Origin of the sequence: Streptomyces sp. SID12501 (assembly GCF_010550245.1) — a bacterium.
GTDB lineage: Bacteria > Actinomycetota > Actinomycetes > Streptomycetales > Streptomycetaceae > Streptomyces.
Map to the genome: position 1 here is coordinate 104,635 of NZ_JAAGLU010000025.1, position 11,307 is coordinate 115,941.

Sequence of the window (11,307 nt, forward strand, 5' to 3'; positions counted from 1 at the left end):
TTCCTCGTCGTCGTGTTCAGACGGAACGGTGGTCGGATTTGATGGGCATGGCCAAGGTGGTGAGATCGCCGCGATCGGCGGAGCGGATCGTGACGGGCTGGTCGTGCCCTCTCAGGTCGAGCATCACGTCGGGGCCGATCGCGGTGCTCACGGCGGGATAGAGCGTCGTCAGCTCGAACCAGGTCTGTAGGGACTGCCCTGTCGCGGTGGCCGGGAGCGGGATGTCCGGGTGTTCGTCATCCGCTGACCGGACGTTCATTCCGTGGTCGGTAACGTGCAGCGCGATGCGATCGCCGGGGTGGTCTTCCAGGGCCCGCAGGAGCAGCTCCTTCGAGACTGTCACACGGGTGGTGACCTCGCTAAGTGACGCGAGCATCAGCCGGTAGTCGGGAAACTCCTCGGACAGCAACCGGCAATACCGGTCCTCCCGGTCTTCCATTCGGAGCCAGATTCCGTGCACCACCGCTTCGAGTCGCACCAGCGCGCTGCGGCGGATTTCGGCGATCGCGGCCCGCAGCTCGTCGCCGTCGACCGTGCCGACCCACGTCTGCCTCGGTGGTTCAGCCGGTACCAGGGTTCGTGTGGAGAGCCGGTATCGGTCAGTAGCGGTCAGGGTGACCGCCTCATGACTCGCCTCGATGCACAGGCCGGCGAGTACCGGCATCCCCGGCTCACGTGCGGTCGCGGTCAGGACCTGTTCGACCGCATTCGCCAGCACAGGACCCTTCAGCACAACAATCGGCAGACTTGACACGTCGCCGAGTACGGACTTGATGACTGCAGCCTTCTGCTGCGCCGCTACCGCGTCCCCAACGACCTTCGCGACATGCTCGTCCAGGAGCCGGGATGCCTCGTCAGCCCTGGCTTCGAGGACAGCCTCGACAACAGCGAGGGGCATAGCGATCTCGCGGAGCTGACGCAGCATGGTCGCCCGCGCCACCTGGTCAGCGCTGTAGTAGCGGTAGCCCGAGACCGGGTCGACCTCGGTGGGATTCAGCAGCCCGGAGTCTGCGTAGAACCGCAACGCGCTTGAGGTCAAGCCACTGCGTTGGGCGAAGACCCCGATCGGCATCAGCTCAGAATTTGGCACCTCGCCATCATTGAGCTTCAACCAACTCGAAGGTCAACACCGGCGAGCAGCGCCACCAACCTCATGGCCGGCAACACCTAGCTCTCAGCTTTTCGGTGCATCCGATGCGATCCGCGCCCTGGCCTATCGGCCCTGGCAGACGCTTGAGGTCATGGACGCAGTCGTCCTGCCCACGCAACGCGAACCACTCCACGAACCGGTACCGTACCCGCGCCCACTCCGCCGACTTGAGCCCGTTGACCAGCGTCCTGGCACCCTCGGCCGCCAGCTGATCCAACTTCTGTTCCAGGCACGCTGCACGCCTCAGCACTAGCTAGCCCTGGGACAACGGTACTGAGCCCCGGACCCGGCTCAGCTCAGCGCCCCTCCCCAGCCACCTCCGCCGTCCCCTCCTTCACCCGCACCGCATCCCGATAAGCCCGCGCGGCGGCCCGCAGTGCCGCCTCCGGGTCCACGCCCTCGCGCTCCGCCCGTACCGCCATCTCCAGCAGTTCGTATCCGATGCCCTCGCCCTGCGGCAGCGGGACGTGCAGGCCCGCCGTGTGTACCCGGGACGCCAGCTTCGCGGCCAGTGCGAGGCCCGGCTGGCCCAGGGGCACGCCGTCCGTCACCGACTCCCGCTGCTTCTCGACCGCCTTGGTGCGCAGCCAGTGCTCCTTGACGTCCTCCGGTGTGGACGCCGTCTCGTCGCCGAAGACGTGCGGGTGGCGGTGGATCAGCTTCGTGACGATGCCGGCCGCCACGTCGTCGATCGAGAACGGGGCTGTGCCCTCCTCGCCGTCCTCCTCGCTGCCCTCCTCGGCGATGCGCGCGTGGAAGACGACCTGGAGCAGGACGTCCCCCAGCTCCTCGCGCAGTTCGTCCCGGTCGCCCTCCTCGATCGCCTCGACGAGTTCGTACGCCTCCTCAAGCCCGTACTTCGCCAGGCCCTTGTGGGTCTGTCTGGACGACCACGGGCACTCCAGGCGGATGCGGTCCATGACCTGCACGAGGTCGAGGAGGCGGGCGCCGGGCAGGTCGTAGGAGGCGGGGAGGAGTTCCAGGTCAGGCATCCGTACGCGGCCTGAACCGGCGAGGCGTGACAGGCCGTCGGTGAGTGCCGGGTCGCCCTCGCCGGTCGTCACGACCACGGCCGTCCGGCCGCCGGCGCAGGTGCCGATCAGGTCCTCGGCGGTCGGGGAGGTCTCCTCGACAGTTATGCCGGCGTCCCGCAGATACGGCAGCTGCGGATGCGTACCGTCCGCGCACAGCACCCGGTCGGCCGTGTGCAGCACCTGCCAGGCGGGCCAGGACAGCAGGCCGGGCGCGACGCGGTGGCTGGTGGTGAGCAGGACGACACGACCGGGGTCGGTCTCCGTCTCCGGAGCGGTCTCGAAGCCGCTGGTTGCGTTCACCCTTCGAACGTAACCCACACCACCGACAGCCCCACCGGTTGTCCACAGGCCAGCACGCCCCTGTGCACACAGGCGCCCGTAAACCCGGACACCCGTGCGGACAACCGTTACGCCGTGGCTGCTACGCCCTGGCCGTTACGCCGTCCCCTCGGCCGTCTGCGACGCCGTGATCTCCCGTACCCAGGGTGTCTTGGCGTCGACGCGGCTGCTCTTCTGGACGTCCCAGCTGCCGTAGCGCGGGTTGAGGTCGACGTCGAGGGTCTTCGAGGCGTCGGACATCGCCTTCCAGAACGTTGCCTGGCCGTCGGGTGTGTTCATGTCGGCGCCGAGCGCGGCTGCCAGTTTCTGGGCCACGATCTCGGTGTGCAGGCTGTCGTCGAGGCGGGCCGGGGCGACGCCGTACTGCTGGAGCCAGGCGTCCGCCAGCGCCTTCGCGCTGCCCGCCTGCTGTTCCAGGGAGGCACGCAGGGTCTGGACGTCCTTGCGGGTCACGGTCACGCCCGCGTCCTTCGCGGCCTGGTTCAGGACGCGGTCGAGGACCAGCGTGTGCAGGGTGTCGCGGGTGAGGCTGGCCGTTCTGGCGACGGTCTGCGCGTACTGGGCCTGGTCCGGGGTGGCCGCCCGCTGCGCCGCGCGTACCTCGTTCACCCTGCTCTCCAGTTGCGCGACCGTGATCCGCTGCCCGCCGACGACGGCCGCCGCGCCGGGATGCGCGTCGTTTCCGCAGGCGGTGAGGAGAGGGGCCGCCGCGACGATCGCGGCGGACAGGAACAGCGCGGTGCGACGACGGCGGTGCAAGGAAGCCTCCTGAGGAGATTGTGCAGACCAGCTGGTGCGGCGCGAAGCGCCTCGTTGAGGGGCGGTGGTCGGGCGACGGGCGGGCGCACAAAGTCTTGCGATGATCGATGGTAGGCAGTGGCCTGGCTCCGGCCAAGCCATTCGACCAACGATTCACCGGGACTTCGGGCACCGCCATGCCCGCCGTGCCCGCCATGCCCGGCCTGGCGGCCTCAGCCGGTGATGGCCACCGGTGCGTCCCACGCGTTGCGGTCCACGGTGATCGTGTAACCGCCGCGCTTCTCCTTGCTGTTGACCATGTACTGGTGGGCCCGGCTGTGGTTGGTCCACTGAGTGGCGGCGAAGGGCCAGTCCGCGGTGGTGGTGTTCTGCTGGTCCCACAGCGCGTACCACATGTTGCCCGGCAGGTTGGTGCGGTCGGTGGCCTCGGCTATCGCCTTCGCGCTGGAGCTGGTGAAGCCGTAGTAACCGGTGCGGTACGTCTTGGCCTGGAGGGCCTTGCCGAAGGCGCGTACGTACGTCAGTACGGCGTCGTTGCACGCCTTGTTCGTGATGTCGTACGACTCCATGTCGAGGTAGACCGGGCTGCCGGCCTTCATCCCGAGCGCCGACGCCTTGGTCACCGCGTCCGCCGCGTCCTTCGCGCCGAGGGAGGCGGCCGTGGCGGCGGTGAGCTTCTCGGGGCTGGAGCCGGTCTGGCAGAACGGCTGGGCGCCGACGTACAGGGGGATGAGTTTCCAGCCCTGCGTGCTGACCGACTTCACCCAGGACGCGGTGAGGTTGGGCTGGGCGCAGCCGCGGTTCTTGCCGCCTATGTAGACGGCGGCGGCGCCGTAGAAGTTGTTGGTGCGCCAGGCCTTCATCGCAGCGAGGGAGGGCGCGGTGCAGGTGTCGAACGCGCGACCGGTGTAGGTGCGCTGGGCGGGCCAGGTGGTGGCGGCCATCGAGGACTGCGCGGCGAGCCCGGCCCCGGCGACGACGGCCGTCCCGGCCACCGCCCAGGTGATGTACCTGCGCTTCTTGGACTGCCGGTGACTGGACACCACGTAGCTCTCCCCCTTGGTTCGGTGACACGGAAGCAGGTCGCAACGGAGCCGGTGCCGTTCCCGTGTTCGGGAAACATCGGCCCCGGAGACCCACAAGATTCCCTCAAGCCACCGCAAACACTAGCCGCGCACCTGTCCCAGCCACTCCAGGGTCCGTCGGATCTCCGCCGCCAGCGGGTGCCCGGGGCCGCGCAGGCGGTCCACGTCGTGGAGGAGGCGGGCGAGGGTGTCCCGGGCGGCGGTGCGGTCGCCGAGGGCGAGGAGGAGGTGGCCGATGCGGCGGCGGACGTCGAGGGCGAGTTCGGGGTCGCCGGCGACGTACTGGTTCTCGTAGTACGGCAGCAGGGCGCGGTACTCGGCGAGGGCCGCCGCGGGTTCGCCGAGTTGTTCGAGGCACTGGGCGGCCTCGTAGCGGAAGCGCAGTGCCTGGGGGTCGGCCTGGCCGGACCCGGTGGCGCGTTCGTCGGCGAGGCGGCGCAGTTCGGGCAGGGCGCGGCGGTACTGGCCGTCGTCCATGAGGGTGGCCGCGTACTGCTTGCGGAGGGTGCGGACGACCGGGGAGTGCTCGCCGTGCTGTTCGGCGGCGGCGGGCAGGATCCCGCCGAGGATGTCGACGGCCTGGGTGATCCGGCCCTCGCCGAGGAGGCGTTTGACCTCGTCGACAGCTCTGGCGACGTCGGGTCTCTCGACCACCGGGGCTGCCGTCGGCTGGGCTGCGGGGGTGCGGGCGCGGTCCGGCCAGGGGGCGTGCGGGCGCAGGAAGGGGCGCGTGGGGTCCAGGGGCGCCCCCGTGGGCATCCCACGTTCCGGGAGGAGCAGCGCCAGGTGCTCGTACACCTCCTGCGCGGAGGCGGGCCGGTGCTGCGGGTCCTTGGCGAGCAGCCGCAGGACGAGCGCTTCCAGCGACTCGGGCACCTCGGGTCTGAGGCGGCGCACGGGCAGCGGGGGCTCGTACAGGTGCCGGTGCAGCACGCCGAGGGCCGTCGAGCCGGAGAACGGCACGTCCCCGCTGAGGAGTTCGTGGAGGAGTACGCCGAGTGCGTACAGGTCCGTGTATGGGCCGACCGCGCCGCCCATCGCCTGCTCGGGCGCCATGTAGGCGGGCGAGCCGATGGGCGAACCGGTGTGCGTGAGGCGGGTCGTGTCCGTGTCCATGACGGAGGCGACGCCCAGGTCGAGGACGGTGACCGTGCCGTCCTGCTTCACCATCACGTTGCGCGGCTTGAGGTCGCGGTGGACGATCGGCACGGCGTGCACGGCGCTCAGCACGGCGCACAGTTGCGCGGCTACGGCGACCGCCCACTGCCAGGGGTAGGGGTCGTGTTCGGCGAGGTGGTCGGAGAGGTCGGCGCCGTCGACGTACTGCATGACGAGGAACAGCTCCTCGCCCTCGCTGCCCGCGTCGTGGACCGTGACGAGCCCGGGGTGGTCGACCTGCGCGGTCACCCGGCACTCGCGCACGAAGCGGCGGCGCAGTTCGTCCGCCTCCTGGCCGGCGACCTTGTCCGGGCGCAGCAGCTTGACCGCGACGCGCCGGTCGAGCCGTTGGTCGTACGCCGTCCACACCTGGCCCATGCCGCCCTGTCCGATGAGCGTGGACAGTTCGTACCGGTCGGCGATGACGCGGCCCGTCGCCACACTCACCGTCCGCCCTCGTGGCTGCTGTTGGGGTTGGGGTTGGGGGTGCCGTTGCCGCTGCCGTTGCTGTCGTGCTTGCGCAGGTAGTCGCTGAGCTCGTCGAGTTCGGCGCGCACCTGGTCGATACGGGCGGGCGCGGGGCGCTGCGGCGGGGTCGGTACGGAGCTCTGGGCCGCGGGTGGCCGGGGTACCTGATCCTGGGGCTGGGGTATCGGCGTGTGAGGCATGGGGGGCTGCTGGGGCCCGGTCCGCATGTTCGCGTACGGCGACGGGGGCGGATAACCGTACCCGGGGGGCACGGTCGCGGCCCGGTCCGGCGCGTAACCGGCGTACTGGCGTTGGGGGTTGTCCTGCCGTATGTCCATGACCAGGAAGTAGGCGCTGCTCAGGGCGCCCAGGATCATCACGGTGCCGAGGGCGTAGTCGCCTTTGACGTTGTTCTCCGCCACCGCGCCGACCACCGCGAAGCACGTGATGGACAGCGGCAGACTCACCCAGGCGGCCACCCAGTTGAACCACCGGCCGCGCAGGAAGGCGACCCGGAACAGTGGCAGGCACGCGAAGAGGCCGCACGAGAGGAACCCGGCGGCGGCGATCAGCACGCGCAGGGTGATGACGGTGCCCGCGTTGCTGGTGGGCGGCGGCGCGCCGGGGCCGTACATGACTGCTCCTGGACCGGGTTGTGCCGACGGGGACGGACGTACGAGTGACAGGTTCGGTGTCGGGGTTCGAGCGTATAGGCCGACACCGACAACGGGTCCGGGTTGTACCGAACCGTTGTCGTGCTCATCACTTGATACGTAGTTGCACGCAGCCGCACCCGCCCCCGTGCACTCGGATACGCACCCTCGGCCCCAAGTCAACCGCTGAGCGCCGTACAGCGCTCAGGTGTTCGCCATCGCCCTCGGTGGCGGGCGGGAGATGGTGAGCCGGGGCGAGGTCGACGTCGTCGAGGAGTTCGATGACCGGCACCGAGCTCGCCAGCCCCGGCTGCCCGGCCGCGGTACCGGCCCGCTCGAAGGGCCGCCAGGCGTCGAGGACGGCGGTGCGCACGGCCTCCCGGTCGAGCCCGTCGCGCCCGGTGTGTTCGGCGACGGTTCCGGCATCGACGAGCAGCACCTTCCCGTCTACACGGGGCGCTGCTGGTTTTCGATGTACTGGCGCACGGTGGTGAGTGGCGCGCCGCCACAGGACCCGGCGAAGTAGGAGCCGGACCAGAAGTGGCCGCTCCACAGGTGCCGACGGACATGTGCGCTGTACTCCTTCCGAAGGTAGCGGGAGCTGACGCCCTTGAGGGAGTTGACCAGCTTGGAGAGCTGGACCTTGGGCGGGTACTGCACCAACAGGCGGACATGGTCCTCCTCGCCGCCGAACTGCTTCAGTTCAGCCTCGAAGTCGGCGCAGACCTCCCGCATGATCTCCTCGCACCTGCTGAGCATGGCCTCGGTGAGCGCTCCATTCCGGTACTTCGTGACAAAAACCAAATGAACATGAAGGTTGTTGACCACATGACGACCGGTTCTGACATCGCGATTTGGTTCCCACCTGGGTGACATAAACCGAATGCTACGGTGATCGAGTGAGCGATGAACTCGTGGAGGTAAAACGGCAGTTCGGGCATCGTGCCCGGCTGGCGCTGACGCCTACGCAGATCCGGCTCATGGACGACCAGGCGCACGCGGCCCGCACGACGTGGAACCTGCTGCACGACTGGTGGACGATGCTCGCAAAGGACCGCAGATTCCTCGCCACCGCCGACGCGGCGATCCGTCAGGCCCGAAAGGAGATCGACTGGCTGGCCGCACTGCCCGCGCAAGCCGCGCAGGCGGTACTCAAGGCGTACTTTCAGGCGTGGAAGAACTGTTGGGACGGCCGCGCCGAGGCTCCGAACTTCAAGTCTCGTATCCGGTCTCTCATGTCCGTGGACATTCCGCAGGGCCGGGACCTGAACATCACCCGTGTGCACCGTCGGTGGGGCATGGTCAACATCCCCAAGATCGGCCGTGTCCGGTTCCGCTGGACCAAAGACCTCCCGGTGGGCAAGCAGGCGAACGCCGACAACCGGATCACCGGGGCCCGGCTGGTCAAGGACGCGCTCGGCTGGCACATCTCCTTTCGCGTCCAGACCCTCGAAACCACCCCCGCGCTGCACACCGGCCCGGAAGTGGGCATCGACGCCGGGGTGAACCTACCCCTCGCCCTCTCCGACGGTAACCACCAGGACCACAGCCGCCCCGCCTACACCTCCGAGGGGAAAGCCGACCGCGACAAGTGGCTGAACCCCGAGGAGAAGGCCAAACTGCTCCGCCTGGAGCAGCGAGCCGCCCAGCGCAAGACGCACCGCAAACCGGGCGAGAAGACCTCACGCCGACTCCGGCATACCTACGACCAGATCAAGCAACTCCGCGCAACAGCCACGCGCCGAGCCGTTGACTGGCAGCACAAGACCACCACCGCCATCGCCAAGCAGTACGGCACCGTCGTGGTGGAGCATTTGCAGATCACGAACATGGTCAAGTCCGCCAGGGGCACCGTCCAGGAGCCCGGGAGGAACGTCGCCCGAAAGTCCGGTTTGAACCGCTCCATCAGCCAGGAGGCATGGGGCCGCACCATGACGATGCTGACGTACAAGACCGCCAGGTACGGCGGCACCCTGCACAAGGTCCCCGCCCCCGGAACCTCCCGGCGCTGCTCGCTGTGCGGTTTCAGCACCCCCGGCAGCCGGGAGACCCAGGCCCTGTTCGTGTGCAAGAACATCGGCTGCGGATGGTCGGGCAACGCCGACTGGAACGCGGCCCGCAACATCCATCACCTGTACCGGATGGGCCACGCGCTCATCCCGGCTGCCGGGAGGGCAGTCGTCAGGCGCGCGAAGCGCGTCAAGCCCGCTGCCGCAAGGTAAGCAGGAATCTCCCGGCCACAGCCAGGAGAACACTTCAAATGAAGTACGACGAGAAGTTCCTGCGGGCGCAGAGCGAAGCCTCGTCGAAGGCTGTCTCCTGCGGGTCGACAGCAAGTCCGCGAAAGACCCGGGGAGCATCGTCTTCAGCGACTACGACAAGCCCGTCTCGGCCCGGAAGCCCAGCGGCGAGATCCTCGACCTGGACGCGCTGGGCGGCTGAGCCCGGCCGCCGGACACCGGAGGGCCCGACACCGGAGGGCCGGAACGCCGGTCACAAGGTATGCCGCATCCACACGTTGGGCTCGACGTAGACTCCGTACCCGTGTTCCAGGTCGCACCGCACGGGTACCAGCGCACCCGGCACCTCCACCTCGCCGTCGCGATCGAAGGGCAGCCCCGTCCAGGCGCGCCACTCCTCCAGCGAGGCCGCGACGCACATCGACGCAGGCGCCACGGCGACAATCGTGGCGCCGGCCCGGGCGTGCACGCGCAGCCAGGGGTCGTGGGGCAGGCCGTCCTCGCGCACCCGGTAGGCGTACTCGGTGATCGGTGTCCGCGGCTCCAGGTGCTTGGCGCTGGGCCGCACCGGGGCGACGACCTCGTGGAAACCGTGGGCGGCGGCGTTGTCCCGCATCGCCGCGAGCATACGTCCGGACAGTCCCGTGCCCTGTGCGTGCGGGGAGACGACGATCGAGATCGCGCTCACCGTGTCCGGACGGGTACCGGCGCGCAGGTCCTGGAACGCCCACACCAGGACCTGGTCCCAGCCACGGGCGGGCAGTTCGCCCCCGCCCCGGCCGCCCCGCCCCTCGGCGGCGAGCGCGAAGGGCACGCTGTAGGCGTGCGCGACGGCCTCGCCCCGCTCGTCCTCGGCGAACAGGACGTACTCCGGGAGTTCGGTGGCGATCCGGCCGTAGTGGGCATTGCCTGTGAAGTCGTGCAGCATCAACTCGGGCCAGGTGTCGGGCATTTCGACGACCTGTCGATACATCTCGGGGCGCTCGGCGAGGGACGAGACCTTCAGCTCCATGGGCGAGACGGTAGCCGGATCGCGCGCCGCACCCCAGCCCCGGGCGGCACCATCACGCCTTGGCCCGCATCATCAAGCCCCGGCCGCACCATTTCAGCCCGGCCGACACCCTCCAGGCCGTCCGGCACCCTCCAGCCCGTCCGGCGATTGAGGACAAGGCCCGTTCAGGGCCGGAGCGGAGGTCTGGGCGCGGCAGCCCCCAGCAGGCGCCCACACCAACGCCGGTTCACCACCCCCAGGCAACCCGGCAACCCGGCAAAGAAACTCAGCTCGCGTGGAACCGCGCGGGTGCCTCCGTCGGGTTGCCGCCGGCCGGCAACTTCTGCCCGTCGCACCCCGACAGCACCTTCTTCATCGCGGTCTTCTCCGCCTCCGTGACCCACAGTTCGTACTTCTTCTTCACGGCGACCTGGTTGGCGACATACGTGCAGCGGTACGCCTTGTTCGGCGGCAGCCAGGTCGCCGTGTCGCCGTCACCCTTGCTGCGGTTGGTGCTCGCGTCGACGGCGCGGAGGTTGAGCGGGTCGTTGGCCAGCGCTATGCGTTTGCTGGCGTCCCAGTACTTGGCGCCCTTCTGCCAGGCGTCCGAGAGCGCGACGATGTGGTCTATGTCGACCTCGCTGCGGCCCCGCGTGAACGCCACGTCCTTGCCGCTGTAGGGGTCCGGATCCAGTTTCCCCGCCGACACCTTGCAGCCGCCGCTGCGGAACCGCACGTCGACCAGGTCCCGTTTGAGGATGTCGTCGCGGGTGTCGCACTTGTTGGAGTCGGTGTCCGCCCACGCGGTGCCGAACCGGTCGCGGGCGTATCCCGTCTTGGGCGCCCGCCCTTTCACGGTCAGCGAGTCGACAGCCGCGAGCGCCGCACCCCCGCCACCGCCTCCCCCGCCTGCCGCGCCGCTCGCGCTCTCCTCGGGCCCGGCCGACCCCAGGCTCTCGCCCTTGCACCCGCCGACGCCGAACACCATCACGAGTACGACGGCGGCGACGCCCCCACCCCTCAGACACACCACGTTGGGTTCCTCCCCTACTGCCCGTTCACTGCCAGTTCCCGTCCCCGCCCGCTACTGCCAGTTCCCGCGCCCGCCCGCAATATTCCGCCGGTCGCCAGGCTATCGGCCGGCCTCTCCCCACTACAGGGGCGCCCACCGGCACTCAAGGGGCGTATTCCGCATACCGGGCGTATCGTCGTTGCAGACTCACCTCCGGAAGGAGCTCTGGATGGGCATCCTCGACAAGTTCAAGGACCAGATGCGCGGCAAGACGGGACAGAAGCTCTCCGACACCGCGGAAAAGAAGGTCAACGAGAAGACGGGCGACAAGTACACGAGCCAGGTCGACGACGCGCAGCAGCGGATCGAGGGCGCGATGGGCATGGACCGTGATCGCGACAGGCCCGAACAGCCGTAG

General features: G+C 69.2%; 11 protein-coding genes and 1 pseudogene. 2 read left to right on the forward strand and 10 right to left on the reverse strand.

The genetic code is table 11. From position 1 onward, the window contains the following. Positions 1 to 16: 16 nt before the first annotated feature. The 8 genes and pseudogenes from G3I71_RS28190 to tnpA form a co-directional block, all read right to left on the reverse strand. Entirely contained in the window at positions 17 to 1,090 is a 1,074-nt protein-coding gene (locus G3I71_RS28190; RefSeq protein WP_164318796.1) for a MerR family transcriptional regulator, read from the reverse strand. 356 nt (positions 1,091 to 1,446) lie between these two features. Then, the gene (locus G3I71_RS28195) at positions 1,447 to 2,484 is read right to left on the reverse strand and encodes a nucleoside triphosphate pyrophosphohydrolase (protein WP_164318686.1); all 1,038 of its coding nucleotides are present in this window, start codon (positions 2,482 to 2,484) and stop codon (positions 1,447 to 1,449) included. A 135-nt stretch (positions 2,485 to 2,619) separates the two neighbouring features. Beyond that, positions 2,620 to 3,282: a SurA N-terminal domain-containing protein gene (locus G3I71_RS28200; protein ID WP_164318688.1), complete on the reverse strand. Its 663-nt coding sequence runs from the start codon at positions 3,280 to 3,282 to the stop codon at positions 2,620 to 2,622. A 212-nt stretch (positions 3,283 to 3,494) separates the two neighbouring features. Further along, positions 3,495 to 4,325 (reverse strand): glycoside hydrolase domain-containing protein, encoded by an 831-nt coding sequence (locus G3I71_RS28205; protein WP_164318798.1) that lies wholly within the window; start codon positions 4,323 to 4,325, stop codon positions 3,495 to 3,497. Positions 4,326 to 4,448: 123 nt separating this feature from the next. Further along, a complete protein-coding gene (locus G3I71_RS28210) occupies positions 4,449 to 5,930 on the reverse strand; it encodes a serine/threonine-protein kinase (protein ID WP_203731634.1) in 1,482 nt (493 codons plus the stop codon). Positions 5,931 to 5,968: 38 nt separating this feature from the next. Then, a complete protein-coding gene (locus tag G3I71_RS28215; RefSeq protein WP_164318692.1) occupies positions 5,969 to 6,628 on the reverse strand; it encodes a conjugal transfer protein TraF in 660 nt (219 codons plus the stop codon). A 211-nt stretch (positions 6,629 to 6,839) separates the two neighbouring features. Next, a pseudogene (locus G3I71_RS28220) lies at positions 6,840 to 7,088 on the reverse strand (restriction endonuclease subunit M); the annotation flags it as partial. 5 nt (positions 7,089 to 7,093) lie between these two features. Continuing rightward, positions 7,094 to 7,522, reverse strand: a complete 429-nt coding sequence (tnpA, locus tag G3I71_RS28225) for an IS200/IS605 family transposase (RefSeq protein WP_164318694.1) — start codon at positions 7,520 to 7,522, stop codon at positions 7,094 to 7,096. Between the two features lie 23 nt (positions 7,523 to 7,545). Here tnpA and G3I71_RS28230 point away from each other — a divergent pair, with 23 nt between their 5' ends. Beyond that, on the forward strand, positions 7,546 to 8,868 hold the full coding sequence (locus G3I71_RS28230; RefSeq protein ID WP_343243101.1) for a transposase: 1,323 nt from the start codon (positions 7,546 to 7,548) through the stop codon (positions 8,866 to 8,868). Positions 8,869 to 9,139: 271 nt separating this feature from the next. On the opposite strand, the gene G3I71_RS28235 is transcribed toward G3I71_RS28230, so the two are convergent. Together G3I71_RS28235 and G3I71_RS28240 are read right to left on the reverse strand one after the other, a co-directional pair. After that, entirely contained in the window at positions 9,140 to 9,898 is a 759-nt protein-coding gene (locus tag G3I71_RS28235; protein WP_164318696.1) for an N-acetyltransferase, read from the reverse strand. A 265-nt stretch (positions 9,899 to 10,163) separates the two neighbouring features. Continuing rightward, complete coding sequence (locus tag G3I71_RS28240; RefSeq protein ID WP_343243102.1) at positions 10,164 to 10,910, reverse strand: HNH endonuclease family protein; 747 nt, start codon at positions 10,908 to 10,910, stop codon at positions 10,164 to 10,166. Between the two features lie 208 nt (positions 10,911 to 11,118). On the opposite strand from G3I71_RS28240, the gene G3I71_RS28245 reads away from it, so the two are divergent. Beyond that, positions 11,119 to 11,307, forward strand: coding sequence for an antitoxin (locus tag G3I71_RS28245; protein WP_164318697.1), 189 nt, complete (start codon positions 11,119 to 11,121; stop codon positions 11,305 to 11,307).